This window comes from Bowmanella yangjiangensis, from assembly GCF_018531185.1.
Lineage (GTDB): Bacteria > Pseudomonadota > Gammaproteobacteria > Enterobacterales > Alteromonadaceae > Bowmanella > Bowmanella yangjiangensis.
The window spans coordinates 21,443-46,963 of the sequence record NZ_JAHDJU010000005.1 but is presented as its reverse complement, the minus strand read 5'-3'; the positions used below and the strand labels follow the sequence as shown (position 1 = coordinate 46,963).

26 protein-coding genes and 1 tRNA gene are annotated in these 25,521 nt (G+C 48.2%); 11 read left to right on the top strand and 16 right to left on the bottom strand.

The features are described from left to right. Nucleotides 1–250 precede the first annotated feature (250 nt). The 11 genes from KJY73_RS20745 to mutY all read right to left on the bottom strand — a co-directional run bounded on the left by KJY73_RS20745 (nt 251) and on the right by mutY (nt 7,533). Complete coding sequence (locus KJY73_RS20745) at nt 251–709, bottom strand: hypothetical protein (protein ID WP_214345552.1); 459 nt, start codon at nt 707–709, stop codon at nt 251–253. Beyond that, nucleotides 694–1,392: a hypothetical protein gene (locus KJY73_RS20740; RefSeq protein ID WP_214345551.1), complete on the bottom strand. Its 699-nt coding sequence runs from the start codon at nt 1,390–1,392 to the stop codon at nt 694–696. Before KJY73_RS20740 ends, KJY73_RS20745 begins: the two co-directional genes overlap by 16 nt. After that, a complete protein-coding gene (locus tag KJY73_RS20735; RefSeq protein ID WP_214345550.1) occupies nt 1,392–2,126 on the bottom strand; it encodes a TIGR04255 family protein in 735 nt (244 codons plus the stop codon). Before KJY73_RS20735 ends, KJY73_RS20740 begins: the two co-directional genes overlap by 1 nt. Nucleotides 2,127–2,513: 387 nt before the next feature. Continuing rightward, nucleotides 2,514–2,702 (bottom strand): hypothetical protein, encoded by a 189-nt coding sequence (locus KJY73_RS20730; protein ID WP_214345549.1) that lies wholly within the window; start codon nt 2,700–2,702, stop codon nt 2,514–2,516. A gap of 40 nt (nt 2,703–2,742) precedes the next feature. After that, on the bottom strand, nt 2,743–3,273 hold the full coding sequence (locus KJY73_RS20725; protein WP_214345548.1) for a plasmid mobilization protein: 531 nt from the start codon (nt 3,271–3,273) through the stop codon (nt 2,743–2,745). A 316-nt stretch (nt 3,274–3,589) separates the two neighbouring features. Next, nucleotides 3,590–3,805: a hypothetical protein gene (locus KJY73_RS20720; protein WP_214345547.1), complete on the bottom strand. Its 216-nt coding sequence runs from the start codon at nt 3,803–3,805 to the stop codon at nt 3,590–3,592. Nucleotides 3,806–3,808: 3 nt separating this feature from the next. Beyond that, the gene (locus KJY73_RS20715) at nt 3,809–4,186 is read right to left on the bottom strand and encodes a hypothetical protein (RefSeq protein WP_214345546.1); all 378 of its coding nucleotides are present in this window, start codon (nt 4,184–4,186) and stop codon (nt 3,809–3,811) included. Between the two features lie 584 nt (nt 4,187–4,770). Then, on the bottom strand, nt 4,771–5,616 hold the full coding sequence (repA, locus tag KJY73_RS20710) for a plasmid replication initiator RepA (protein ID WP_214345545.1): 846 nt from the start codon (nt 5,614–5,616) through the stop codon (nt 4,771–4,773). Between the two features lie 287 nt (nt 5,617–5,903). Then, nucleotides 5,904–5,979, bottom strand: a tRNA-Phe gene (locus KJY73_RS20705). 185 nt (nt 5,980–6,164) lie between these two features. Beyond that, complete coding sequence (locus tag KJY73_RS20700; protein ID WP_214345544.1) at nt 6,165–6,437, bottom strand: oxidative damage protection protein; 273 nt, start codon at nt 6,435–6,437, stop codon at nt 6,165–6,167. 37 nt (nt 6,438–6,474) lie between these two features. Further along, nucleotides 6,475–7,533 (bottom strand): A/G-specific adenine glycosylase, encoded by a 1,059-nt coding sequence (gene mutY, locus KJY73_RS20695; protein WP_214345543.1) that lies wholly within the window; start codon nt 7,531–7,533, stop codon nt 6,475–6,477. Between the two features lie 152 nt (nt 7,534–7,685). Here mutY and KJY73_RS20690 point away from each other — a divergent pair, with 152 nt between their 5' ends. From KJY73_RS20690 to KJY73_RS20660, 7 genes are all read left to right on the top strand, one after another. Continuing rightward, a complete protein-coding gene (locus KJY73_RS20690; protein WP_214345542.1) occupies nt 7,686–8,306 on the top strand; it encodes an alpha/beta fold hydrolase in 621 nt (206 codons plus the stop codon). An 85-nt stretch (nt 8,307–8,391) separates the two neighbouring features. After that, on the top strand, nt 8,392–9,108 hold the full coding sequence (gene trmB, locus KJY73_RS20685; protein WP_214345541.1) for a tRNA (guanosine(46)-N7)-methyltransferase TrmB: 717 nt from the start codon (nt 8,392–8,394) through the stop codon (nt 9,106–9,108). Further along, entirely contained in the window at nt 9,108–10,127 is a 1,020-nt protein-coding gene (locus KJY73_RS20680) for a methyltransferase (protein ID WP_214345540.1), read from the top strand. Before trmB ends, KJY73_RS20680 begins: the two co-directional genes overlap by 1 nt. A 236-nt stretch (nt 10,128–10,363) precedes the next feature. Beyond that, nucleotides 10,364–10,600 (top strand): hypothetical protein, encoded by a 237-nt coding sequence (locus KJY73_RS20675; protein WP_206593129.1) that lies wholly within the window; start codon nt 10,364–10,366, stop codon nt 10,598–10,600. Between the two features lie 252 nt (nt 10,601–10,852). Beyond that, nucleotides 10,853–12,079: a glucose-1-phosphate adenylyltransferase gene (gene glgC, locus KJY73_RS20670; RefSeq protein WP_214345539.1), complete on the top strand. Its 1,227-nt coding sequence runs from the start codon at nt 10,853–10,855 to the stop codon at nt 12,077–12,079. After that, the gene (gene glgA / locus KJY73_RS20665) at nt 12,076–13,515 is read left to right on the top strand and encodes a glycogen synthase GlgA (protein ID WP_214345538.1); all 1,440 of its coding nucleotides are present in this window, start codon (nt 12,076–12,078) and stop codon (nt 13,513–13,515) included. The genes glgC and glgA overlap by 4 nt, the downstream gene beginning before the upstream one ends. 4 nt (nt 13,516–13,519) lie before the next feature. After that, nucleotides 13,520–13,834 (top strand): hypothetical protein, encoded by a 315-nt coding sequence (locus KJY73_RS20660; protein WP_214345537.1) that lies wholly within the window; start codon nt 13,520–13,522, stop codon nt 13,832–13,834. Here KJY73_RS20660 and KJY73_RS20655 read toward each other — a convergent pair. Then, entirely contained in the window at nt 13,821–14,252 is a 432-nt protein-coding gene (locus KJY73_RS20655) for a DUF3293 domain-containing protein (protein WP_214345536.1), read from the bottom strand. The genes KJY73_RS20660 and KJY73_RS20655 overlap by 14 nt on opposite strands. A gap of 110 nt (nt 14,253–14,362) precedes the next feature. Between KJY73_RS20655 and KJY73_RS20650 the strand changes: the two genes are divergently transcribed. The 3 genes from KJY73_RS20650 to arcA all read left to right on the top strand — a co-directional run bounded on the left by KJY73_RS20650 (nt 14,363) and on the right by arcA (nt 17,383). Next, complete coding sequence (locus KJY73_RS20650) at nt 14,363–16,006, top strand: ATP-binding protein (protein ID WP_214345535.1); 1,644 nt, start codon at nt 14,363–14,365, stop codon at nt 16,004–16,006. Beyond that, complete coding sequence (locus KJY73_RS20645; RefSeq protein ID WP_214345534.1) at nt 16,006–16,542, top strand: YfiR family protein; 537 nt, start codon at nt 16,006–16,008, stop codon at nt 16,540–16,542. Before KJY73_RS20650 ends, KJY73_RS20645 begins: the two co-directional genes overlap by 1 nt. Before the next feature lie 133 nt (nt 16,543–16,675). Further along, nucleotides 16,676–17,383 carry a two-component system response regulator ArcA gene (gene arcA / locus KJY73_RS20640; RefSeq protein ID WP_206593122.1) on the top strand — a complete coding sequence of 236 codons (708 nt, stop codon included), beginning with the start codon at nt 16,676–16,678 and terminating at the stop codon, nt 17,381–17,383. A 58-nt stretch (nt 17,384–17,441) separates the two neighbouring features. Here the strand turns inward: arcA and pmbA are convergent, their stop codons facing one another. After that, nucleotides 17,442–18,773, bottom strand: a complete 1,332-nt coding sequence (pmbA, locus tag KJY73_RS20635; RefSeq protein ID WP_206593121.1) for a metalloprotease PmbA — start codon at nt 18,771–18,773, stop codon at nt 17,442–17,444. A 68-nt stretch (nt 18,774–18,841) separates the two neighbouring features. Between pmbA and yjgA the strand changes: the two genes are divergently transcribed. Then, nucleotides 18,842–19,348, top strand: a complete 507-nt coding sequence (gene yjgA / locus KJY73_RS20630) for a ribosome biogenesis factor YjgA (protein WP_214345533.1) — start codon at nt 18,842–18,844, stop codon at nt 19,346–19,348. Between the two features lie 60 nt (nt 19,349–19,408). Here yjgA and tldD read toward each other — a convergent pair whose 3' ends face one another. The 3 genes from tldD to KJY73_RS20615 are packed head-to-tail and all read right to left on the bottom strand — an operon-like array spanning nt 19,409 to nt 25,461. After that, on the bottom strand, nt 19,409–20,854 hold the full coding sequence (gene tldD, locus KJY73_RS20625) for a metalloprotease TldD (RefSeq protein WP_214345532.1): 1,446 nt from the start codon (nt 20,852–20,854) through the stop codon (nt 19,409–19,411). Beyond that, nucleotides 20,838–21,668 (bottom strand): carbon-nitrogen hydrolase family protein, encoded by an 831-nt coding sequence (locus KJY73_RS20620; RefSeq protein WP_214345531.1) that lies wholly within the window; start codon nt 21,666–21,668, stop codon nt 20,838–20,840. Before KJY73_RS20620 ends, tldD begins: the two co-directional genes overlap by 17 nt. Then, nucleotides 21,661–25,461, bottom strand: a complete 3,801-nt coding sequence (locus KJY73_RS20615) for a YhdP family protein (RefSeq protein WP_214345530.1) — start codon at nt 25,459–25,461, stop codon at nt 21,661–21,663. Before KJY73_RS20615 ends, KJY73_RS20620 begins: the two co-directional genes overlap by 8 nt. Between the last annotated feature and the right edge of the window lie 60 nt (nt 25,462–25,521).

Here is a 25,521-nt window from a genome sequence, read left to right as displayed (position 1 = left end):
AACGTTACTTGCGTAACATTTCACAAAAGTATTTTGAACAAGTTCATATAGTGACGTTCTGTAAAAGTTCTACGGTTCGCATATAGGGATGGAGAATGGCTGGACTATTTGGAATATGCTGTGGAAGAACGATGATCAGCACGTTGACTGATTGGAAACTGATTTTTGCGGAAAAAAATTCAGCTCACATATAACCTGACGTGAGAGCCGGAAATAGGACAACTGTCAGCTCAAGTCTGACTAGTAAAAATCATTTTTCCAAGGGAGATATTTCTTCAGCAATCACTAGATTAGAGAAAGCTTTAGTTGCTAAATTTTGTAAGAGATCGTTATCGTTACTGGTATACCGAATACTTGAATGAGAGCTTTTCTTAGTCTTATTCTTGTCTCCATCATACAGAACTTTTACTTTGGGGTGGTCAGAATCCGAACATATTTTATACAGAACGCCAACATTAGATATGCCGAAACCACTTTTTGGATGCACATCAAATGGTCTACCCTTAAATTCTTTAATTGAATCTACTATATTTTGCTCATGCGTTCTATTGAAGTATTCCAGCCAACTAACAGATAGGCTCTCTTCATCTTCTCGCAATTCAAATGCTTGAGGATAAATTCCGTAAGCTCTTCCATCTTCATCCCACATTACAAGCCTTTTTTTTATATAGCGGGAAACATGATGTTCTGAATTTAAATATTGTCCCAAATATTAAACCACTCTTTTGAACGATTATTTTCAAATAATCTTTTTATCCTAAATAGATCTGTAGTCCCCGAACTATTATCAACATCAGTATCAAAACGTTCCGACAAAAACCATCTTATTTTCTTCTTTGGCAAAAATTCCAAAATAAAGCTATCCCGCCTATCATTCTTCATCCAAGAAGCTATTAAATTTCCCTTATTGGAAAGACCGAAACTATAGAGCCTGTCCGGTTTATACATAAAGCACCATTGCAAGAAAGTATCAAATGATGCTTGATTTATAGGTCGCTCTCCTTCCTCCCAATCATCTTCATCATGCAAAAAGTCTAAGCAATCAAATATTTTCTTTCTTATATCTTTATTGAAGTGCATAGAAACCTTGGAAAACATTACTTTAGCATTAGCCTTTGCATCAAACAGTATTTCGGCAATTGCTTCTTTATTTCCTGAAGGAGCCACAGAACTTGAGGAAGTTCTTTGTTCTTTTTCCAAAACATTTTGAAATACAGCCTTAGACTCTTTACTATAATATTGATCAAAATCATAAAAAGAGAAAATCGATAAAAGGGAATCAAAACACTTTTCAGAATCCAACTTATTTTCTGATATTCTAAATAAAGAATTTTCTATTTCATCATCTGAAACATAAGAAATAACATTTGAAGAGCTAGAATGTAAGTTCATTATTTAAATAGGTCCCTAGCCTTATCAGTGATACACAACTCGAATATTTCATTTTTTTTGATTCTGGCATTTTCAGTAAACTCAAATAACTTCTCGTATGATGTCGGAATTTCGAATTTCTTGATGATGTCTAAATCTAGCATTATAGCCAAATGTTCAACTATCGGAGATTCAACTACTGCTGTATTTAAGTTTACAACGCATTCTAAATCTTTTACTGGAAAAGATATATTAACAGCATGACGAATCAGGGGACCTAAACTGTCTGGCGTATTCGGATATACAGAAATATACTTTTCATTCTCAACGATATCATCCTCGATAGGTATATCTATTCTATTTACATATCGTAATCCGATTCGTTCAATATGCTGAAAACCGACAGCCTCAGACCACTTTCCCCAATCTCTTTTGAATCTACCGAAAAATTCATTCCAACCGCAGTAAGGAGCTAACTGGATTAACGTAAATGCTCCCCCCTTAATAACTAACTGTTCTGATAGATCATAAGATTGAAACTTATTAATAGTTCTACCTTCCCTAATTCTCTTACTAACTTTCTCAGTTACAACATCTATTTCTAAAGTTTCTTCAAAGCCTGATTTGTGATGATCATATATTCTAGAAAGTGACTTTACTGCTTTGGCAATTTTTTTTTCGTCAACATCCCCATGAAAGGTAAATTGAAGAATCACCTCAGTTATAGGTGGTTTTTCATACTGAAAGTTTGTCATATTGATTTCAAATTGGAGTTAATTGGCTTGACCATCAGTTGTGGATTCAAAGAAAAATTCCTACTATTGAAAACATGAATTTAAATTTAAAAGACATTTCTATTCCTTAGATATGGTATTTAAGTAAATCCGACAAATATAATACAAAAAACCTTGTAGCGTTAGTAGCACAGCCGCCTGCACTACTTCATTTAAAAATAGGTTTAAAGCCCTTTTACAATCTTCTTTTCTACATTCATCAGACAAGAAGTCTAAGCTTCAGGGAGGTACGCCTCTTTAATCTTACACAATGTCTTCTCGTTGCTCAAAGGCGATTGCCAGATTCGACCTATACCCAAAGCATGTTGGATTAGATTGTTCCTAGTCAAGATAAAGTTTTTCGATAGCTCAAATATCTCGATTTTCCTTTGCATCTTGCCGCAACCTCTCTGTTTCATAAGACTTTCGCAAGATTGGTTCGGTCTTGTCGCCAGCAGAAGCCTTCTCGAATATTTCTACAAAATCATTAAGCCCCTTTGCATCATCTGACTCTACTATATATACAAAGGGATCTTTTTTAACTTTCTTCTGAGCCATAGTGCACCTCACTTTTTGGGGGCGTAACGCCTTCGCCTAGTCAGCGCGTATGTCTTTGGTCATGAAACCTTATCAAGTTAAGAATCGCACACTGCTGCTGTTCAATATAGTCCAGAAGCCTTTCCAGGTACTTGAGTGTGACACCATCACATGAACCTTCCTTTGAGTGCATGCGCTTTGCGATCTGATTGAGATTGCGACCTATACCCAGCAAGTGCATGTTCGCTGCCCTCAACTCGTTGAGCTCTGCACCTGATAAATGTGGAACCTGGTTAAGGTACTCTCTAATCATTCGCAGCAGTAGGCTGCTTTTCTTGTCTAACCCTTCCTGCTTCATCCTGGCCTGAAACGATGTGTATTCGTCATGATTTACTCGAACCCGCAGAACTTTGTCTTTTGGTACGCTGGGGCTTATTCCGTTTTCATCAGCACTCTCTTCCACTGACAGAGCTTGGTGGATTAACTTCCTGACGAAGGCACTGCCAGACTCCGCGTCGCCTGTCTCTCTCACGTGGGCCATTAAACGATCATATACATTATCGTCGATATACACCTTCAACCTTTTGGTCATCTTACATCTCCAGATGTTTGACACGTGTCAAACTCATGTAACCAATTGGGCAGGGGGAGAGGCAAGGCTAGCAAAGTTTCTGCAACGGCGATGGGGCCGTTGTAGCACACTTTGCGTATCCTGCAATCAATCATCCCCCCGCCTACTCCCCCCAACTATATGTCTGCTGGCACCGTCCTGTTGTTTTGATCTCTTATTACTGGTGCAGTAGCAAAAGAGGGATAAAAACGGAGTTTGGATCGTACTATCCAAATGAGTTTGACACGTGTCAAACAAGCCAGGGCTCATTTGAGCTCATGAAAAATACGGGAGGGCTTCAGCCAAACCAGGAATTTATTGCTGTCGTGGCCACTTCAACGACCGTGGTCTTGAATTCATAAAACAAGGTTAGCCAATCGACCTTTAATAGCTCTTCTTTGAACATGTCGACTATTTCCCTCACCGCTGCCCCACCTGGTCCAGCTTCAATGTAGGCCAGCACAATTCCTGTAATTAGCAGATATCTGAGCGCCTGAAAGAACAGATAGGACATAGATCACTCCCTGATAATCGAAGTATTAGAATCTTGCGCACTTAGCGTCGCGAACAGCGATGCATTTGCCGCGTATCGTGCAAAAGCAGATTTTGAACAGTCAGCAGTAGGATTAAGGTCGTGATATTCACAAAACACTTTGTATGGCACTAAGGCAGGACTTATAGTGTTTACCCCAGCAGGCACTCTATAACGCCAATATTTACGCTCCTGCCCCTTCTCAGTTACCGCATGGAAATCAGTTGGCCCTGCTTCTTCAAAAATATGATGTCCTGTAGCAGCTTTAAACGCTTCTTCGTGGCTCGTCGCTTCTACGCTTTCGTATACATCACCTCGACCACCAGAAATTGTCTTTTCGACTAATACAAAAAACACATTCATAACCGTCCCCTTTTATCATCTTTGAGTGGCGTGGAGCGCACAGCGCGCCGCCGCTCGAAGTGATAACTTCTCTCTGCAGGGGCGCTCAGGGGTCAAGTTGCTAAATCGCCCGAAGGGTGAGCGGAGCGAAGGGGCCCCCGTAGGGGTTCCGATTTAGTGGCTTGATGCCTGAGTGAACCTGTGGATTGGGGACTTGCTTAACGAAGTTTACTTGATCTGCCCCCGCCGGCGAGGCGGCCCCGCGGGAGCGCTTATTGTTCCGTGGCAGCCAGCTCGCTGGCTTGCAAACGGACTCGTTTTATCCCCATAATCCACAGGATTTTGGGTTAGTAAAACAAGTACTTAGTTACAGTTACTACCGTAGGTAGGTAATTTTGCAGCTAACTTCACCTTTATTGCTGCTAGTGAGCCAGTAGTTTGCAGATAACTGTGTATAAGTCGTTACTTAGGAGATGACTTCCCGGCATCAAGCGTTTTTTTGGGGCTAGCTTAGGGATTCTGTTTATAAAAATTAGATAGATTTGGGCTTCAGGCACTGGGAAGCCTTCAGGCTTGCTGAATTCTTAGTTTGGTTTTTGTTCTGGTTAGCTGAGTTTGTCTCGAACTATTGTTTTTAAGAAGGCTTTACGTCGATTGACGAGCTCTTTCAGCTTTGCGGGTGTCAGTCTGGCAAGTTCGTCTTGTGGTAGTGATCGTAAAATACCCTGGGCAATCTCATTATCAACTTCATGATAGCCGTGAGTGCTTTCAGCTCTTTTTAACCTGCTTGCCAAACGTTTCTGACTTTTTTCTTCCAGCTTTTGTTTGCGCCGCTTAAATGCCTGATTAATGTGATGGAGCTTAGCTCTATGCTTCAATTCACTGATACTAAGAAGACCTGCTTCGCTGTCTGATACCAGCAACTTTTGAGCGTAGGCTTGTCTTCTGGCTTGCTCTTTTTCGACATAGTGCATGGATATGCCTAGCATTTCGAAGAACAGAGGCTGAACTTCAATGTACTTGGGTATCCAGCAACCAAGATTCTTATCCCAAACCCTTTCAGTGGTCACAAGTCCAGCAGGTTCCAGGAGGTCATTGATCAATCGGGACACTCGTGTAATTGATTTGTTTCCAGCTTTCGACACCGTTGACAGAGCACATGTGTCAGCCAATGTCTCAACGCAGGCCTCTACTTGATGCGTGACAAGATTTAAGTGGTGAAGCATTGCCTGCACTGTGGCGGCAAGAGCTACCTGCCGTTCAGGACGAATATTGCGAGATCTGCTTCCACTAACTTTGAGCAGTTGAAAGCCTGTCCATAGATGAACTGGCTTGCTTTCTGTCCAACTCTGCCATCTTCTGATAACACCAGGTCTGGCTTTATGGTGCTTAGGCGCAGAGAAGTACGGCCTTGGATTTTTTGCTATTCTACTGAATTGATTGACGATCAATGGTTATCGACAACCGGCCATACAAACAACATTCGGAGTCCCAAACCACTTGGTGTGGACAAAGAGAATCCATTAGGCTAAATTTGAACCTAAATCTTTGGCTAAAGATTTTCTCATTGAAGAAGGTGCTGGTAACACTCTCTTCGCAAAGACCGCGTTTATACGCGGTTTTTTTGTTTGTGCGTCCGGGTAAAAGTCGCCTCCGAAGTTCGGAGCGAAATTTTGTAGGAAAATAATAGGATTCTAGGAAAGAAAAAGCCCCAGACATTGTCTGAGGCTAGGAATGGTGGTGCCCAGAGGCGGAATCGAACCACCGACACGGGGATTTTCAATCCCCTGCTCTACCGACTGAGCTATCTGGGCAAATTCGGTTGACTGACTGACCTTTCTGGCCGTGCCGTCGTGGGTGCGTATTAAACGGATTCCGGCATATTAAGTCAACTCCTTTTTTGCACTTTTATTGCGTTTCTTACTCAAGTGGATAGAAATCAATCAAAGCGCTGAGTTTATGCTCGTTATCGCGTTTTATGCCCCGTCTCCATAGTTATTTAGGCGCTGGGTGGCACATACCCCTCAATTTCCACATCCTTGCCTTCAAACAGAAACTGCACCATCTGCTCTTCCAGAAAGCGGCGGTCGTCGGCGTTCATCATATTGAGCTTCTTCTCATTTATCAGCATGGTCTGCTTTTTCTGCCAAAGCGCCCAGGCTTCTTTGCAAATATTGTCAAAGATGCGCTTGCCCAGATCCCCGGGATAGAGCTGAAAATCCAGACCATCGGCATCTTTCTTCAGGTACTGACAATAAACCGTGCGACTCATACTATTCTCTCTCGCGGCGCGGCACCGGGCCGCATAGTTACTTATTTTTTTGCAGTGTACTAAAAAGCGCTTTGGTTGGCGCGGCCAATCCTACATTGGCAGGATTATCCAGGTTATACCAAAGCAATGGCTGCTCTTGTACCACTTGCGCCCGTGGCTCGCTTGTCAGTTCCAGCAGCATGGGACGAATATCCAGATGAAAATGACTGAAGGTATGACGAAAGCCCGGCATTTCCGTCAAGCGGAAATCGGTAAGGCCTAGCTCCCTGGCTTTTTCAGCAATCTGGCTGTCGTGCTCCACTTCGAAAAAGCCCCATAAACCACCCCATAAACCTGCAGGCGGGCGCTTATATATCAGCACCTGCTCCTGCCATTTGGGCAGCAACATAATAGTTTTACGCTCAGGAATGGCCTTTTTGGCTTTCTTACCGGGGAAATCCGTAGGTTTGCCCAGGGCTTTAGCGGCACAATCAGCCGCTACCGGACATTCGCCACATTTGGGCTTACTGCGGGTACATAAGGTGGCGCCCATATCCATCATGGCCTGGGTGTAATCACCGGTTCTGCTGGCGGGAGTAAGCTGCTCGGCCAACTCCCACAGCTGATTTTCGACTTTTTTCTCACCCGGCCAGCCGCTGATGGCAGCGTAACGTCCCAGTACCCGCTTAACGTTACCGTCCAAAATCGCATGGCTCTGCCCGCAGGCCAGCGACAAAATAGCCGCCGCCGTGGAGCGACCAATACCCGGCAGCGCCATCATGGCCGCTAAAGAAGCAGGAAACTGTCCTTGATGCTGGTCCCTCACCTGCTGGGCGGCCTTTTGCAGATTCCGTGCCCTGGCGTAATAGCCAAGGCCGGTCCAGTGGTGCAGCACTTCATCCTGGGGAGCATCCGCCAGGCTTTGTACATCGGGGAAGCGCGCCATAAAACGCTGGTAAAAAGGGATCACGGTAGTGACCTGGGTTTGCTGCAACATAATTTCTGACACCCATACCGAGTAAGGTGTCTTGTTCTGCTGCCAGGGCAGATCTTTACGGCCATAGATATCAAACCAGGCCAGAATTTTTTCGGCAAATTGCGTAGGGGTAGAAGACAAGCAAAGATCCTGAGTGCTGCTCAATTCGTTCAAGCTGCTATGATAGCAAGCAAATCACACCAGACCTCAAGCCCATGATGCATTCTTTTCCCGTTGTTTTCTTTCCCGGTACCCAATGCGATGAAAGGTTGTGGCTGCCTTTATGGCGTGAAATGAATATCCATGAACGCCGCTACGTGCCCCTGCAGTGGGCCGAGACCCTGGAACAAATGGATGGCTTGAGCCAACATGCGGTGGGTGAGGATAAGGTGCATCTGGTGGCATTTTCCATGGGTGGTTATCTGGCCTGCCGCTTTGCCCTGACGCATCCACAACAGGTCGCGTCTTTGACCTTGATTGGCTTTTGTTCGGCGGGGCTGGACAGCAGCGAACTTAAACAGCGCCAGCTAATTATCAACGCCTTACACAGGGGCCAGTTTCGCCCTATGTCAAACGAACGGCTAAGCATGATGGTACATTCGCACAGCCCTAACCGTCAGATGGCAGAGCAAACCATCAGGGAGATGGAGCAGGACTTAGGCGGTGCGGTGCTGAAGTATCATTTGATGGCGGCATCAGACCGGCCGGATCTCACTCCGGCACTGGCCAAAGCGCCTTTTCCCATACATATCATTGCCGCCGAGCAAGACCAAGTTGCACAGCTAAGTAAAATGCAGGCCATGCACAAGGGCATCCCTCATGCCAGCCTGAAAGTATTTGCTGATGCCGGTCATATGCTGCCTTTGGAACAGCCCCAATTGCTGGCCGCAGAACTTGCTGAGTATCTAGGCTAATACGTGGATATTGCTTAACCAACAAGGCATAATACGCGCCCTTTTTCAGCCAGGCGGCACGCCATTCACAGCAGAGATAAACAGTATGAGTGACCAGCAAAACCCACAACCCGAAAAAGAAGGGGTTTATCTTCGCCAAATTCGCAGCTTCGTTAAACGCGAAGGGCGCCTGACCAAAGGCCAGGCCCGCGCTATCGAGGCGAACTGGCCAAGCATGGGCCTAAGTGTTGATAATGGCATGCTGGACTTTAGCCAAGTATTTGGCCGCCAGGCACCGGTGGTACTGGAAATTGGTTTTGGTATGGGTAAATCGCTGGTAGAAATGGCCGCGGCCGAGCCGGATAAAGATTTTATCGGTATTGAAGTACATCGCCCAGGTATTGGTGCTTGTCTGGCAGATGCTGAAGCCGCCGGTATCAAGAATCTGCGCGTGTTTGAACATGATGCGGTGGAAGTACTGGCACAGTGTATTCCGGATGCCAGCCTGGCCCGTATGCAATTGTATTTCCCTGACCCTTGGCATAAATCTCGTCACCACAAGCGCCGTATCGTACAGCCAGAATTTGCCCAGAAGGTTCGCCAGAAACTGGCCATCGGCGGGGTATGGCATATGGCTACCGATTGGGAAAACTACGCCGAGCATATGCTCGAGGTTATGAGCCAGGCCGAAGGCTATAAGAACCAGTCTGCCAGCCAGGATTACGTGCCAAGACCGGATTTTCGCCCTTTGACCAAATTTGAACAACGCGGCCACCGTCTGGGGCATGGAGTATGGGATTTGATGTTTGAGAGGATCGCCTGATGCTTAGCGCCCCCAGTCAGTTATTGATAAGAAATGCCGAGCGTTTTGCCCAGGGCCGCTGGCTGCTGGTAAATCCTGAAGACGCGCAAGTATTCCGCGAACTGGGCCAAGGAACCTTGTTTGGCTTCCACCAGTATTTCGATATTTACCAGCAAGCTTGTCAAAGTACGGGTGAACAACAGCACCATTTTGGCCCGGATTATCCTTGCGAAGCTAAGTTTGATGGCATTGTGATTTACATGCCAAAAGCCAAAGAGCAGGCGCAGATGCTGATTGCTAACCTGGCCCACTGCCTGGTACCTGGCGGTCAGATGCTGCTGGTAGGTGACAACAAAGGCGGAGTAAAAAGCGCACCTAAGCTTCTGGCGGATTACGCTGAGCACTGCAACAAACTCGACTCTGCCCGTCACTGCGCTTTGTTTGGTGCGATTCTGGATAAGCCCGCTAAGGCATTCAGCCTTAAGCAGTGGCTGAAAAAGACCGAGCTGATGGTCGCAAACCAAAGCTTAACCATCAGCTTTCTGCCCGGCGTATTTAGTCAGGGCAGCCTGGATCCGGCCACTCGATTATTGTTGGAACAGGTCACTAAGGTGCCTGGCGGTCAGGTGCTCGACTTTGGCTGCGGCGCCGGTGTTATTGGCTGTTACTTGGGTAAACTAAATTCAGACACTAAAGTGGTGATGTCTGATGTTAGTGCCTTGGCGCTTTACTGTGCCAAGCTAAGTGCCGAGGACAACGGTATTCAGGCAGAGGTTGTCGCCAGCCATGGCTTAAACGAATTGAAAAGGCCATTTTCGGCTGTCTACACCAACCCGCCTTTTCACACCGGCCTGCAAACCGATTACCAGGTCAGCGAAGACTTTATCCGGCAGGTTCCGGCCAAAATGAGCCCTAATGCCCGTTTATATATGGTAGCGAACAGCTTCCTGAAGTATCCGCCGCTGCTGGAAAAGAGCTTCGGCAAGGTACAGTGGCTGGCTGACACGCCTAAATTCCGGGTATACGGCTGCCAGCGCTAGTGTTTTGTTGCCGCACCGAGTTGGTGCGGCTTTGCCCTACTACCGCACAATTCCCCCCTTTCACCAGATTTTCATCCCTCATTAATCAAATTGTCATAGCCCTTGGCTAGGCTGCAGGCCTTTGATTGTCTGGCAGTTTGCCAAATTGTATGGATGCTGAGCGGAGCTTGGCATTGAACTTGATTGCAGTGAAAGCGGCAAGACACTGGTCCTGTCGTTTCTTGGAGGAAATCCATATGTCAGATGCACTTCTTGTCCCTTTCAGGTTTGGTCGAAGCGCCACCGTCAAGGCTATTGAGCACAGCATATGCGAACTGGAGTTGAGGGTGAGCCTTTGCACAGAGCTGATTCGCGAAGAGCCGGAGTTTCGCTATTTTCATGAGCTGGAAAGGGACGCCCTGTTGCAACAGATCAATGAGCAGCGTTTTCGGTTATCCAAGCTAAAGTGGCCAACACTTAGCATATCCGCCTGATGTAACGCAGTTTCCAGGGAAGCTTAGCTCAGGGACAGAGCCGCTTGCGTTATCCGCTGCAAAACCTCTTTATTTCGGGTATTTCTTGCTTGGAATTATGGCTGCAGGCCTTGCCGTTTGGCGACTTTGTCTATACTCCTATCTGAGTCTGTTCAGTTACCATGGCAGGTATTGTACGCACAGGATGTTTTCTGCCAGTTCGGGCTGACATGGGCAAGGTGCAGTTTTATCCAACCGGACGATGGAGATACCATGGCACGAACCCTCGCAATGATCCTCGCTGGCGGTGCCGGCACACGCTTATTCCCTTTAACTCAGAGCCGTACTAAGCCTGCCGTACCTTTTGCCGGAGGACTGAGGTTAGTGGATCTGGTTTTAAACAATTTTGTGAATTCCGATCTGCTGAAAATTTACCTGCTGACCCAGTTCAAATCCCAATCCCTGAATATTCATTTACGCCAGGCTTGGTATTTGTCCGGTTTGACCGGCAACTTTATTGACGCCATTCCTGCACAAATGCGCATGGGTAAGCGCTGGTACGAAGGCACAGCTGACGCCATATATCAGAATATTCGCCTTATTGAGCAGCATGATCCTGACAATGTGTGCATTTTTGGCAGTGATCACATTTACAAAATGAATGTACGGCAGATGGTACGTTATCACGAGAAAAGCGGTGCAGCCCTGACAGTATGCGCAACCCGTGTGCCGATTAGCGAAGCACATCGGTTCGGGGTAATAGAAGTAGATGAAAACTTCCGTATGACCGGCTTTGAAGAGAAACCTGCCCACCCTAAGCCCCTGCCCGGCAACCCTAATATGGCGCTGGTCTCTATGGGCAACTACGTATTTGACGCACAGGTACTCTACAAGAGCCTGTATGCCGATGCTGAAGATAAACTGTCCAGCCATGACTTTGGCCATGACATTATTCCCAAGCTTTACAAGGATAAGCAAGTTCAAGTTTATGATTTCACCCAGAACACCATTCCAGGGGAAATCCATAACCATTACTGGCGTGACGTCGGCACTTTGTATTCATTCTGGGAAGCCCATATGGACTTACTGGCCTGTGAGCCACAATTTGAACTGAATAATGAAAAGTGGCCGCTGCGTAGTTTTCACCCGCCAGTACCCTCAGCACGCATCCTGGCGGATGAAGGCGGGCATCACTCCACCATACTCAATTCATTGATTTCATCAGGTTGCAAGATTGTCGGTTCCAGAGTGGAGCGTTCGGTACTGGGTTTTAATGTGCATCTTGGGGCTGGTTCAAGGCTGCATGAATGCGTTATCCTCGGCAAAGCGCATATAGGCGCCGGCAGCTACCTGAATCGTGTCATTGCCGACAAAGGAGTGTGTGTTGCGCCCGGCACCGAAGTTGGCGTCAATCCCTTGCAAGATAAGGCCCGAGGCCTCACTGTTACCGAGGAGGGATTGACCGTCATAGCCAAAGGCATGAAGGTTGGATTTGAATGAAAATACTCTTTGTCGTCTCTGAAGTAGAAGATTTGGCGAAAACCGGTGGTTTAGCAGACGTTGCGAAGTCGTTACCTATAGCGTTGAAGGCGCTTGGGCATGACGTGCGTATCGTCAAACCTTACTACAAACAACTGGCCGACAAGTTTAAGCTACCCAATCTCACCGACGAGCAGTATCTTCAGGCTGGTGACAAAGAATACCGTTTTAATATCAAACGTTTGGAGCTGGAAACCGTACCGGTTTACTGCATTGATTACCCAGAGTATTTTCATCGTGCAGGGTTATATTCTGATGGTTATGAAGCCTTTGGTGATAACGCCGAGCGTTTTGCCTTCTTCTCCAAAGCGGCACTGCAAGCGGCGGAGGCCATAGATTTCCAACCTGATGTGGTGCACTGCAATGACTGGCATACGGCACTCTGCCCCTATTTTATCAAGCGTGACCAAAGTGGCTTTTTTGCCTGTACCCGCACCCTACTCACCATTCACAATGGTGCTTATCAGGGTGTACACCGCTTTGCAGATATCAGCTTTTTACGCCCGCATGGCGAGCTGGCCGCGCAAATCGACAGTCACGGCAATCTGAACTTCCTGAAAGCCGGTATTCAGTTTGCCGACAAGATCAATGCAGTCAGCCCCAACTATGCCAGGGAGTTGCTAACGCCGCTGGGGTCGCACAGCCTCTACCATGAGTTTCAGCACCGGGCCAATGATGTCAGCGGTATACTCAACGGCTGTGATTACCAGCAGTGGGATCCGGCAACAGACCCGCATTTACCGGCCAATTACACCGGCGAATCACTACCGGGTAAGGGCCTCTGCAAACAAGCGCTGCAAAAAGAAGTCGGGTTACCGGACAAACCTAATGTGCCACTTATCGGCATGCTGTGTCGGCTGACAGAGCAAAAGGGCTTTGGCTATTTGCTACCAGTACTGAACCAGTTATTGCAACACAATGTACAAGTTTTAGTTATCGGCACCGGTGACCCGGTGATCAGTGATGTGCTGCAATTTAATGCAGCCCAGTTCCCAGACAAGTTAGTTTTTCGCAATGACTTCAGCACCCGTATGGCGCACCTGTTGGAAGCAGGCAGCGACTTCTTTCTGATGCCGTCGTTATTTGAACCTTGCGGGCTAAACCAGATGTACAGCCTCGCCTATGGCACTATTCCAATAGTGCGCGCCGTAGGCGGGCTGCGCGACACCGTATTGGATCTGCAGACCCTGCCCGAGCAGGCAACCGGTTTTATGTTTGAGGCGCCTGACAGCTCCGCCCTGCTTAACTGCGTCAGGCGCGCCATGCTGTTTTACTATGAATACCCGGAACACTTCACGCAGATGCAAAAACGCGCCATGCGCCAGAAATTTACTTGGTATGACGCTGCGTTGAATTATCAGGCGCTATATCAACATTGTCAGCCAATGGATAATTAATCCTATGCGTTATGTGCAAGCACTTTTATGCGCAGCAGGGTTTATATGTTCTACGGTGCAGGCGCTGCCCGAACAGTGCCTGCAAGACCCGGCCCGCACGCAGCCCTGTCCGCATTTAATCTACAAACAAGTAAACACGGCAGATGCGCAAGCTAAGGCAGCCAAACAGCTTATTTGTGTCTGCCTGAGTGATTTTGCCGATTTGCAGTTGCCTGCCGCCACAGACGCCCAGCAAATCAGTAAGAAAATACGATTAAAAAGCCTCGCGGCACAGTTAAACATCAGTGAGCAGGCGCTGCTGCAGGCTATTCGTTATTAATGCGACAGCGTTTTGTAAAGCTACCTAAATACACAGATTGCACGCCAGCAAGTAACACCGGCAGCAACCATAAGTCATCCCCATCCAGCCAATAAAGCGCGTTCTGCGCAAACTGCTCAGCAAGCTCTATACCCTTAGGTTTATCACAAACTATCAGGTAACTGGCCTCCTGATGGCTAAGATCGGGACTGGCCCCAGATAAAGGCGAAAACCTGATATTTTGCTGCATCAGACAATCAGCCAACTGCTGCTGACGCAGCTTATTCTGCGAGGCTGTTTGAATCTGCCCGAGCGGATTACAGGCGGTCAAAATACAAGCTTGCGATGCCAAAGCTGGTGGTGCGTCAAGCAGAAACACCGTTTGCTGATAAGCCGTCCATAGCTCTTTGATACCAAAAGGCTTTGAATTAATGCACATCTTTTCGAATTGACCCTTTAAAAATTTTCCTTTTTCAAAAGATTGTATCAATATGGTGATAAGCTTGATCGAGAAACAATAACTACAAGTCAGGACTGAACCGGAAGCGCATGGCTGAACAAAAGCGGGTCCTATCCATAAAAAGTCTGTTTATCTGGGTAGTAATGTCAATTACCACGGCAGCACTTATCCTGGCATCCAGCATTTCCCTGTACGTACAAATCAGTAATTACAAAGAAGAAATGATTAACGAAGTGGAAACTTTCGCGGAGTTAATCAGCACCAATGCTGCCAGCGGTATTGTATTTAATGACAACGTCACCGAAGAGCAGAATTTACAGGCCTTGTCTGCGGCCGCTTTTATCAACAACGTACACATTTACAAGCTGAATCCGGCCAACGAACTGGAGTTTTTTGCCAGCTATAACAAAACTGGCCAAGCGCCGGTAAGGGCCATGTTCGGACGCACCGAAGAGCTCGCCACACCAACGTTTGGTGCAGATGCACTCGAATATATGATGCCAGTGAACCTGGAAGGTGATCGGGTTGGCTATACCTACATCCGAGCATCCATTGATGCCCTCAATAAGCTGACCTTAAACACTATACTGATCACGCTGACGGTTTTGCTGTTAGCCTTGGTGCTCAGCTTCTTGCTGACTCTGCGTTTGCAACGTTCCGTAACCCATCCCATCGAAGAATTGGTCTATCTGGTGCAGCAGATTGCGCATCAGAAGGAATACTCCAGTCGGGCCAAGGCATCCAGCCTCAAAGAGCTGGATATTTTAGGTAGCGCATTCAATGACATGCTTGCCACTATTCAGCAGCACATCCAACGACAGGAACTTGCCGAAGAAGAATATCGCCGATTGAATCTGAGTCTGGAAGAGAAAGTAGGACAGCGCACTACTGCTTTAAAAGAAGCCAACAAAGAGCTTATCCAAACCCTTGAGAAACTACACCAGTTTCAACGTCAGATCGTGCAGAATGAGAAGATGGCCTCCCTTGGCGACATGGTTGCCGGTGTAGCCCACGAGGTAAATACGCCCATAGGTTTAGGTGTAACAGCCTCAACCATGATGCTGGACAGACTCACTCAACTGCAAAAAGACTTCGAAGACAAAAATCTGAAAGCCAGCGCCTTGGCCAAATTTCTTAAGGAAGGCGAAGAGAACCTTAATATTATCTACCGCAACCTGAATCGGGCCGCTGAGCTGATTTCCAGTTTTAAACAGGTTGCTGTCGATCAAACCAGCGAGACAGCCAGAGTATTCGCCTTCAGACAACTGATGGACGAAATTTTGCTGTCCATGCGGCCAAAGCTTAAAAAGCTCCCCCACGAAATCCAGTTGCACTGCGACCCTAACCTGACCATAGAAAGCAAAGCCGGTCCCATTAACCAAATAATGATTAACCTGATCATGAACTCTGTGATTCATGGTTTCGAGTTTATGGAAAAAGGTCAAATCGACATCTGGGTGGAAATGCAGGGCAATAACAAGCTCTGCATCAGGTATGTAGATAACGGCAAAGGTATTCCGGAACATCTGTGTAAACGAATTTTTGACCCCTTTGTGACAACTAAACGTGGCCAAGGTGGCAGTGGGTTGGGTATGCACTTGGTATATAACCTGGTCACTCAGGCACTAAACGGCTCTATCACTGTGACCAGCGAAGAGGGGCATGGTGTGGAGTTTCAGATTCTGTTCCCAGTGCGGAAACTGGAACACTCGGATATAGCTAAGAGTTCATGATGCGAAAAGGATCATCGCTCATCATTGCTGTTTTAATGGTCATGTCGTTACTTTCGACAGGACAGGTTTGGTCACAGGGCTTTAGCTCAGAGCAACTGCGCGCACCATTTTTATTGCACATTGCTAACTTCACTCAATTTATTGATGAGGGCAGCCAGCAGCCGGTGAACTTCTGTTTCCTGGAGGGCAATAACTTTGCTCATGCCAAGGTATTTAAAGGCTCCCCGAACCAACAAGTGAAACAAAGAGCGATTAAACTTATCGAGCTACAAGACGCGGAGCAACTCAGTCAGCAAAGTTGCCAGATCTTGTTTGTCAGTCAGGATAAAGAAGACGATAAGCTCTTCTCCTTATTGGCCGAAATTAATCGCCACACCGTATCCATAGGCGAATCACTAAACTTCATTCGCAACGGCGGCATGATGGCAATAGTGCCATTGCAGTCCAAAATGAAGATATTTTTTAACCAGGAGGTTTATCAGCAAACCGACCTAAAGTTCAGCTCTGCACTGCTTAAGCGAGTGAACTTCCGCTAATCATTTCGGTCGGATGGGCTAAGTGGCTGACAGAATCAGTCAAGCGCGCGATTCTATTGGTTCAGGACACTTATGAGAATGACCATTATCTGGTAAACTTACAAAAATCTAACAAAGCGTGGAACTTTAAAAGATGCAAACCCCAAATATTCTCATTGTTGAAGATGAGGTTGTTACCAGAACAACGCTAAAAAGCCTGTTTGAAGCAGAAGGCTATGAGGTTTATGAAGCCGAAAACGGTGAAGAGATGCACAACATCTTTGCCGAGCATACCATTAATCTGGTCATTATGGATATCAACCTACCTGGCAAGAATGGCCTGATTCTGGCGCGTGAAGTGCGCGACCGCAAAAATGTTGGATTGATTTTCCTGACCGGCCGTGACAACGATGTTGACCGTATTCTGGGTCTGGAAATCGGTGCAGATGACTATCTGACCAAACCATTCAACCCTCGCGAGCTGACCATTCGTGCCAGAAACCTGTTGGCCAGAACCCTGAACAGCAACGAAGACGACGACCTGCCTAGCAAGGTCTCGTTCAACGGTTGGACCTTGGATGGTGACAGTCGCAGCCTGATTTCACCCAGCGCGCAGGAATTCCGTCTGCCTCGCAGTGAATTCCGTGCCTTACACCTGTTCCTGCGTCACCCAGGTAAGATTCTGACCCGCGAACAGTTGATTATGGAAATGACAGGTCGTGAATTGCGTCCGAATGACAGAACAGTAGACGTGACTATCCGTCGTATCCGTAAGCACTTTGAATCAGAGCCTAGCGCCGAAGAGTTGATTGTGACTGTGCACGGTGAAGGCTATCGCTTCTGTGGCGCAGTAGACGCCTAAGCAGCAATAAAAGCGAGGAGATGGCCAACAGGCAACTCCTCGCTTTTTTATTATCCTGTTAGTCGCCCGCGACCTGCATAGGACTGAGTAGTACAGAGCCGGTTTGCACCGCTCCGCGTTTCTCCGTATCCGCCCCAATAGCCTGAATGCCCATCAGCATCTCTTTCAGATTTCCGGCAATGGTTACTTCATGAACCGGATATTGGATTTGTCCGTTTTCAACCCAAAAGCCCGCCGCGCCGCGTGAATAGTCACCATTGACGATATTAACACCCTGCCCCATTAATTCGGTAACCAGCAACCCGGTACCCATCTGCGCCAGTAACTGCTCAAAATCCTGCCCAGATGACTTCACCAACCAATTGTGAATGCCCCCGGCGTGACCGTTGGACGGCATGGCCAGTTTTCGGCCCGAATAGCTGGTTAACAGGTAGTGCTGCAATACCCCCTGGTCGATAATATCCATGTCCTTGGTGCGCACGCCTTCATGATCAAAGCTTGAGCTCGCCAGGCCTTTCAGAATATGAGGGCGCTCTTCGATTCGCACCCAGTCCGGCATCACTTGCTTACCTAAATGGTCGAGTAAGAATGAAGACTTACGATACAAACTGCCCCCGCTGATAGCAGAGACCAGATGGCCGAATAAGCTGGAGGCAATTTCTCGATGAAAAAGTACCGGCACTTTACTGGTTTTCAGCTTGTGCGCGCCCAAGCGTGCAACTGTGGCTTGCGCAGCTTCAATACCTATTTGTTCGGGTGTATGTAATAAGCCGGCTTCACGATTAACGGTATAAGCGTAATCACGCTGCATATCACCGTCTTTTTCTGCTATCACTACACAGCTCAGGCTGTAACGACTGCTTGGGTAGCCTGCATTAATGCCATGGGTGTTACCATACACTTTGACGCCCATATTGGCGTTGTAGGAGGCTCCATCTGAGTTTTTTATCCGCTCGTCATGGGCAAAAGCGGCTTGCTCAGCCCGTATTGCCATCGCAATACCAGCTTCGGCATCCAGTTCAACCGGATGGTACAAGTCCAAGTCCGGGAACTCGGTAGCAATAAGATCAGCATCGGCCAAACCAGCGCAAGGATCTTCACTGGTGTAACGCGCTATCTCTATGGCCTTTTCCACTGTCAGCTTGAGCGCTGCAGGGCTCAAGTCGGCCGTGGAAGCACTGCCTTTGCGTTGTCCGACATAGACGCTAATCCCCAGTCCGCCGTCATTAGTAAACTCCAGAGTTTCAACTTGCTGCATGCGAGACGATACGGCAATACCCTGTACTTTACTCATACTGGCTTCGGCCTGGCTGGCCCCCAGCTTTTTGGCCAGGGTCAGGACATCATCAACAACGGTCTGAATTTCAGCAAGGCTTTGTTGTGCATTCATGGGAATTAGGTTTTCCAGCGGGCAAAAGGTTACAATTGGATAGCTAGTTTACCACTAAAGACATCAAGATGACCGAATACGACGATCAGGAATTTGAAGGAAAAAGCAAAACCCAGCTTAAGAATGAGATGCAGGACCTGCAGCAACTGGGTTTAAAACTGGTTGGCCTGGGCCCGGCTGCGTTAGCCAAAGTCCCGTTAGACCAGGAACTGAGCGATGCCATCAATCTGGCTAAACGCATCGACAAGAAAAAAGAGGGCTATCGCCGTCAATTGCAATTTATCGGCAAGTTAATGCGTACCCGTGACGTAGAGCCCATTCAGCAAGCTCTTGATTTGCTGGAAAACAAACATCAACAAGCTACTGCACAGTTTCATAAACTGGAAAGGCTGCGCGACGATATCGTTGCCAATGGCGACAGCGCCATCAACCACGCTATGGAGCTGTATCCAACTCTGGAAAGGCAAAAGCTGCGTCAATTAAGCCGTCAGGCGCAAAAAGAAGCGCAACAAAATAAACCACCGAAATCTTCCCGTGAGATATTTCAATATTTACGACAAATATCAGAGCAGTAGGTCAGCGCAAGCATCGCTGAGTCTAAGTAATACGAAGAGGGCGGCCATTGCCGCCCTTTTTTATGCCGTACCGCCGACGGTAAGCTCATCAACTTTAAGGGTTGGCTGACCAACCCCCACCGGCACGCTCTGGCCGTCTTTACCGCACACGCCAACACCGCGATCGAGACTCATATCATTGCCTATCATCGAGACTTTCTGCATCACCTGAGGGCCGTTACCAATAAGGGTAGCGCCTTTTACCGGGGTGGTAATTTTGCCATTCTCAATCAAGTACGCCTCAGAGGTGGAGAAAACAAACTTACCAGAGGTGATATCGACCTGACCACCACCAAAGTTAGGGGCATAAATGCCTTTTTTAATGGTGCTGATAATTTCCTCCGGCTCGTATTCACCACCCAGCATGTAGGTGTTGGTCATTCTTGGCATAGGCAGATGCGCATAAGACTCGCGGCGACCATTACCTGTTACTGGCACGCCCATCAGACGCGCATTCAGCTTATCCTGCATATAACCTTTAAGGATGCCGTCTTCGATTAACACGTTATACTGACTCGGATTGCCTTCATCGTCGATGCTAAGCGAGCCACGGCGCTCAGCCATGGTGCCGTCGTCCACCACAGTAACCCCTTTGGCAGCGACTTGCTGACCAATACGGCCACTAAAGGTAGAAGAGCCCTTACGGTTAAAATCGCCTTCCAGGCCATGACCAACGGCTTCATGCAGAAGTACCCCAGGCCAGCCACTGCCAAGCACAACCGGCATCAGACCGGCTGGGGCATCAACAGCCTGCATATTCACCCTGGCCATATGCAAAGCTTCGTCAGCAAGTTGCTGGTAACGGGGAATGCCCTGCTCCAGTTCCAGGAATCTGGCGTAAGCATAACGCCCGCCCATACCCGCACTACCGCGTTCCCGGCGGCCATTCTTTTCGATTAATACTGAGCAGTTCAGTCTAACTAAGGGGCGAATATCGGTATTTAGCGTGCCATCGGTAGCCGCCACCAGTACTTCTTCATATACACCACTGATGCTCACTACCACCTGACTAATGTCAGGCTCCTGCTGGCGTACATAGGCATCCATGCTTTTCAGCAAGTTGATTTTATCCTGATCAGACAGGTCTAGAATGGGATTGCGTCCTTCATACAGCGCCTTCTGGGACTGGGCGGCAGAGAATGCTTTTACCTGATGATTGCCACCTTGCCTGGTAATGCTGCGGGCTGCCTGACAAGCCTGATGCAATGCTTGTCTGGAAATTTCATCTGAATAGGCAAAACCGGTTTTCTCGCCGCTCACGGCCCGAACACCCACACCACGCTCAATGTTGTAGCTGCCTTCTTTAATAATGCCGTCTTCCAGCACCCAGCTCTCATGCTGGCTAGATTGAAAATACAGGTCAGCAAAATCATTATCGTGCTGGTATATCAGGCCCAAGGCCTCTTGCAGATCAGCTTGTGTCAGCTCAGATGCTGACAGTAGATTCTGCTCAACTATTGAATTCAATCAGTTTGCTCCTGAATTGGTTATGCTGCCCAACTGGCATATTCCTACGTATCTCGCGCATTTGGTCAAAATCAACCCGGGCCTGCACCAACCCCGGGCCCTTGGCCAGGCTGGTCAACACGTCCCCCCAGGGAGAGATAACCGTGGAATGACCATAAGTCTCCCGTCCATTAGCATGCTCACCGCCCTGCCCGGCAGCCACCACAAAGCATTGCTTTTCAATGGCTCGGGCCCTGAGTAACGGCCACCAATGGGCTTCACCCGTTACTTGTGTGAATGCAGCGGGTAATACTAAGATGTCCAGCTCACCCATGGCCTGAAACAGCCCGGCAAAACGCAGATCATAGCACACCGCCATACCAATCCGCCCCAGTGGCGTATCTGCAACCACCAATTCATCACCGGGTTGGGTGTACCTGGACTCCAGATAAGTGCGTGTGCCATCGGCGACCTGCACATCAAAAAGATGAATTTTGCGATAGTGACCAAATACCTCGCCACTGGGTGCAAACAGCAAACTTGAGGCACTGAATTTCTCTTTGCCGGGCACTTTGATTGGCAAGGTACCGGCTACCAACCAAACGCCGTGCTGGATAGCCAGCTCAGCCAATGCGCTTTGCACCGGTCCCTCGCCAAAGGTTTCAGCCATGTCCAGCTGTGCTTTGTCGCTACCGCCAAAACAAGCAAAACACTCCGGCAGCACCACCAAACAAGGTGAAGACTTATCCAGCCCCTGCAACTGTCTGGCCACTTCGGCCAGATTCTCTAGCGGGTCAGGAGACGAAACCAGCTGAATCGCAGCCAGATTAACCATTGGATGTTTCCTCAACAGGCAATTGTGGCGGTTGTGGCGCGGGCTCTTTGGGCTTGGCTTTAGCTGGCAATTGCACTTCACGACTGTCGCGCCCAAGCTCCTGCAACACAGGTTCGTCCAGGGTACCGCTAAGCGAATATTCAATATTGGAGATAACCTTGGCAGAAGTGAGCACCTCATCCAGGGCAAATGCCGCTAGAGCCGTAGCTGGATTGACCATCCAGGCGAGAATAACCGGCAAGCTGGAGGTCACTTTTGGCGTAAAACCAATGCGATAATCAAGCTGCTTATTATTCAGGTCGGTGTAGCCAGCCAGCACCATTTTGCCTGCTGCACCATCAATACTGGTGTCTTCAGTGTGCACTTTTCCGTCTCTGACCTGAAAAGTACCGTTCATCTTGTCGTAGAAGAATCCCTTGGCAAACACATCACGAAAATCCAGGGTCAACTTACGGACCAGTGATTCCAAACTGAGAATAGAGAACAAACGGGCACCTTTGTCACTCACTTCGCTCAAATACCCATCGGTAAGCCCCCACTTCACATCGCCATTCAGCGTAGCGTAGTTGAACTGGTAGGGTGCTTGTTGCCAACTCAGATCAAAGTCCATCCTGGCACCAGAGTCCCTTATACCTGCATCAAATTTAAAATGTTTCAGCAGCGCGCCGAAGTCCTTACTCTCCAGATTACCGGTGAGTTTAGTACTGCTACCGGTTTCACCGATATACCAGTTACCCATGGCACTAATTCGGCTGTCCGGTAACTTCATATCCAGTCGGTCAATCTTCATACCCTGCTCGGCGCGACTGAGCTTGATGCTCACCTGACCTAGCTCATAATCCATATAACTGCAGCGCTGACACTCAATCAAAAGAGGGGGAAACTGACTGAAATCAGGCTCTCTCGACTGCTCAGACGTTTGCCAGGCAGGCAGTGCCAGATAGTCGGCCTGAATACTGATGCCGCGCTCCAGCCAGTCATGACCTATCTCAATCTCCGCACGACCTTGTTTTGCATTGAGGGTGGCCAACCAGGCTAAGTCAGAATGCTTAAAATTCACCTCAGTCTGATTCAGTACCAACCCCAGCACATCTAAGCTCTGAGCATTAACAAAAATCCGTTCGGGTACCGGAAACAGCCCCTCTTTTTCGGACGGTAGCGACAACAGAGCCGCAATTGCACTGTGCCACTGCTCAACACTAATGAAAGGAAGATTGGCCGAAATACTGAATCCATTGCCCATACCGGCAAAACTACTCTCACCCAATGCCAAATGGGCTCTTGAGAAACGCATTTCCTGATGCGGTAGCAGGCCATTAAAACGCACCGCATTGCCTAGTTGCATTCGTACATTGGAGACCTGTTGGTCGCCGCTCACATCCAGATGCAGCGGCATGTCCATGCCAGCGCCTTTGGCAAAGGGCGCTGGTAAATCGGACACCACATTGAGCATGTCCGACTGTAAGTTAAATTCATATTGATAACCCTGCTCCGGCAGCGTCAGAGTTAAATCTGCATGCCAGGGAGAAACGCCAGCCACGAAGGGTTCTAAACCCGGATGCTGCGCCAACAAAAACTGATGCCAGTTCCACTCACCGTTAAGCTGTATTTGGGTTTGATAGCCATCAGTGCGCTGCTGGCCCTGCAACGAAATAGTGGTAGGCTGACCGAGCAACTCAGTTTGTAAATCTCTAGCAGTAATCTTGTCATTAACGAAGGTTAGCTCGCCGCGGGTTTTCAGCATATCCAGCTTTAGGCTCTGCACACTGACTTTGTTGTTATTAAAGCCAACCTTGCCCCGCGCGACCACATCCTTGCCGCTGAGGGGAATAGTCAGCTCCAGTTCGGCCTTCAACTCCCCTTCAATTTGCACTTCTTTGAGCGCAGCGCCCACGGAACTGGCCAATTCGCTGTTGAGCATTAAATCGGTAACATCACTGCCTAAGGCGTTGTCTTGTAGACTGATTGTCAGCACCGAGTCATCCCTGAGTTCAGGAATTACAGCACTCACATGCCCAACCTTAAGATTACGCAACTTACCTTTGCTGCTGTCCATCCACAGGCCTTGGTTTTCAAACAACAACTGCATGGACAATTCGGTCAGCGCTGGCCAGTCATCATCAAATAGAAACTCGCTGTCATGCAATTCAACCTGGGCCTGGAAAATGCCACTGTTATCAGCAAAAGGATAATTGGCAGGAACACCATGCCAAAGCAGGCTTGCCTGTTTTACCCTGCCCGACACCAGCGCATGGTCAAGATAGCTTTTGGTGTTCTGCCCCATCAATTCGCCGGGAAACAACTTTTTGGCGTCTGCTACGGTCAGGCCTTCCACCTGCGTGACCAGCGTCAGCTCACCATCCTGGCTGTTATATCGAACGGCCTGATTAAAAGTGACGACATCAGAGCTGAAGGCCAATTTCGGCAGTGTCAGAATGGTGCCGTTGTCATCCTGTTGGATGTAGAGATCGGCATCCAGGCCATCGAATGCCAGCCGACTATCCAGCAGCCCATCCGTCAGCAGGTAACCATCATGACCGGTTAACGACAACCGACCTTGCCCATTAACCCAGTCAAATCTTCCCTGCAGGCCACTCACTCCAGGCATATGTTGCGCTGCCGCTAACTCCAGATCGCTAAAGGATAAGGTTGCCGCGACCACTTCATCACTGGCCAGTAGTGCCATGTGCGTCAGTTTGCCTTGCGGAGACATGGCCTCCAGCCAATCAGTCTGCTGTTCACTGATAAAGCCAGACAGCACCGGGGACAACTCGGCTAATTGTAAATCCGAGCTACGTAGCAGATATTCCCCGTTGTCACTGGCATAGCCTTGTAGGTCCAGGGTTAAACGCTGTTCTTCATTGCTAAGCAGTTCGGCCTGCTGCAAGGCAAAGCGCCAGCCGTTGGCATCAGGTTCGGCGCGCAATGTCCCTTTCGCAATTCGCAGACTGGCTGGCTGTTTACCCTTAAAACGCAATTGGCTATCGCTGAAATTTGCCTGCATCGACACAGGCTGGGAATCACGGATTTCCGCCCACAATGAGAAATTTAAACGGCCACTGGCTAGTTCCCGCTGACTAGGATTAAATTGCGCCAGCCAAGGGGAGATATCCAACTCTTTGGCATCAGCGTGGAAAGTACCGCTTAGATTGTCTCTTCCCCCACGCAAGTCCAGAATAAACCGGGCTGAATTGCGTGTAAGCTCAGCCACGCGCATCAGACCTGTGCCTTGGTGACGCTGAGCCTGATTTAACCAACTGAGCTGCTGGATCTGGATATGTTGACGTTCCTGCTCGGTGGCCAGAAACAAGTCACTGTCATTGATGGAGAAGCGCTGCAGTTGTTCTAGAAACAATTCCTGCAGTGCATCCACCACAGGGTATTCACTTTCGCCCGACTCTAAACGCGGAATATCCAGTGACAGGGTTAAACCATCCAGATTGAAGCGCTGAGACTGGATTTTGCCGTTCTGAATAGAACCCCAAAAATCCAGTTCTATCTGGGTTTCACGGATATTAAGTTGAATGGGTGAATTACTTTGATGATTCAGTGCAACATTACGTAGCACAATAGCCGGGCCGGTGCCTTTCCAGGCAGCACTAATGCTGCCGATTTTTAGATCGGTGCCGTACTCCTGGCTGATATAGTCTTCCAGCCAGTGTTTCTTGCTATCCATATACGGCAGGCTATAACGCAACACGCTGAGCAATACCGCCAGGGTAACCAGCAGCACGGCGCTCAGCGTCCACAACTTGCGCAATATGTAGGACAGATAATAAACCGGCTTTTTCACTGCAATTCAATCGTTCAATATACAGACAACAACGCGCTACGAATTACCCTCCTGGTTAAC

What these genes read in the sequence shown, in the direction of transcription:
- KJY73_RS20740 (WP_214345551.1), bottom strand. Translation starts at nt 1,392, where the DNA reads ATGAACTTACATTCTAGCTCTTCAAATGTTATTTCTTATGTTTCAGAT.
- KJY73_RS20735 (WP_214345550.1), bottom strand. Translation starts at nt 2,126, where the DNA reads ATGACAAACTTTCAGTATGAAAAACCACCTATAACTGAGGTGATTCTT.
- KJY73_RS20730 (WP_214345549.1), bottom strand. Translation starts at nt 2,702, where the DNA reads ATGGCTCAGAAGAAAGTTAAAAAAGATCCCTTTGTATATATAGTAGAG.
- KJY73_RS20725 (WP_214345548.1), bottom strand. Translation starts at nt 3,273, where the DNA reads ATGACCAAAAGGTTGAAGGTGTATATCGACGATAATGTATATGATCGT.
- KJY73_RS20720 (WP_214345547.1), bottom strand. Translation starts at nt 3,805, where the DNA reads ATGTCCTATCTGTTCTTTCAGGCGCTCAGATATCTGCTAATTACAGGA.
- KJY73_RS20715 (WP_214345546.1), bottom strand. Translation starts at nt 4,186, where the DNA reads ATGAATGTGTTTTTTGTATTAGTCGAAAAGACAATTTCTGGTGGTCGA.
- KJY73_RS20700 (WP_214345544.1), bottom strand. Translation starts at nt 6,437, where the DNA reads ATGAGTCGCACGGTTTATTGTCAGTACCTGAAGAAAGATGCCGATGGT.
- KJY73_RS20690 (WP_214345542.1), top strand. Translation starts at nt 7,686, where the DNA reads ATGAATATCCATGAACGCCGCTACGTGCCCCTGCAGTGGGCCGAGACC.
- trmB (WP_214345541.1), top strand. Translation starts at nt 8,392, where the DNA reads ATGAGTGACCAGCAAAACCCACAACCCGAAAAAGAAGGGGTTTATCTT.
- KJY73_RS20680 (WP_214345540.1), top strand. Translation starts at nt 9,108, where the DNA reads ATGCTTAGCGCCCCCAGTCAGTTATTGATAAGAAATGCCGAGCGTTTT.
- KJY73_RS20675 (WP_206593129.1), top strand. Translation starts at nt 10,364, where the DNA reads ATGTCAGATGCACTTCTTGTCCCTTTCAGGTTTGGTCGAAGCGCCACC.
- glgC (WP_214345539.1), top strand. Translation starts at nt 10,853, where the DNA reads ATGGCACGAACCCTCGCAATGATCCTCGCTGGCGGTGCCGGCACACGC.
- glgA (WP_214345538.1), top strand. Translation starts at nt 12,076, where the DNA reads ATGAAAATACTCTTTGTCGTCTCTGAAGTAGAAGATTTGGCGAAAACC.
- KJY73_RS20660 (WP_214345537.1), top strand. Translation starts at nt 13,520, where the DNA reads ATGCGTTATGTGCAAGCACTTTTATGCGCAGCAGGGTTTATATGTTCT.
- KJY73_RS20655 (WP_214345536.1), bottom strand. Translation starts at nt 14,252, where the DNA reads ATGTGCATTAATTCAAAGCCTTTTGGTATCAAAGAGCTATGGACGGCT.
- KJY73_RS20650 (WP_214345535.1), top strand. Translation starts at nt 14,363, where the DNA reads ATGGCTGAACAAAAGCGGGTCCTATCCATAAAAAGTCTGTTTATCTGG.
- KJY73_RS20645 (WP_214345534.1), top strand. Translation starts at nt 16,006, where the DNA reads ATGCGAAAAGGATCATCGCTCATCATTGCTGTTTTAATGGTCATGTCG.
- arcA (WP_206593122.1), top strand. Translation starts at nt 16,676, where the DNA reads ATGCAAACCCCAAATATTCTCATTGTTGAAGATGAGGTTGTTACCAGA.
- pmbA (WP_206593121.1), bottom strand. Translation starts at nt 18,773, where the DNA reads ATGAATGCACAACAAAGCCTTGCTGAAATTCAGACCGTTGTTGATGAT.
- yjgA (WP_214345533.1), top strand. Translation starts at nt 18,842, where the DNA reads ATGACCGAATACGACGATCAGGAATTTGAAGGAAAAAGCAAAACCCAG.
- KJY73_RS20620 (WP_214345531.1), bottom strand. Translation starts at nt 21,668, where the DNA reads ATGGTTAATCTGGCTGCGATTCAGCTGGTTTCGTCTCCTGACCCGCTA.